Genomic DNA, 220 nt, shown 5'->3' on the forward strand with positions numbered 1-220 from the left:
CCAACCATCCCACCAATCCCCTCAACGACGAGTTTCTCAAGCAAAATATTCACACACCTACATACACCAACTATCCCAACACAACATCTCTCATCTATCACCTTCACCTCACCCATCCTCAAGTCCAAAACATCAAACCCCTCCTCCATATCTTCATTCCCACCCCCCACAAATATATCTACAATCTCCTCCCCCTCATCCGCATTACCCTCAACCACCC

The 220-nt window shown here is 47.7% G+C and carries 1 protein-coding gene; it reads right to left on the minus strand.

The window, feature by feature from the left end:
- Positions 1 to 220, minus strand: a 220-nt coding sequence (locus tag FS628_RS31830; RefSeq protein ID WP_186328086.1) for a hypothetical protein, incomplete at both ends; no start/stop codon positions are given.

Source organism: Paenibacillus xylanexedens (assembly GCF_007676705.1).
Lineage (GTDB): Bacteria > Bacillota > Bacilli > Paenibacillales > Paenibacillaceae > Paenibacillus > Paenibacillus xylanexedens_C.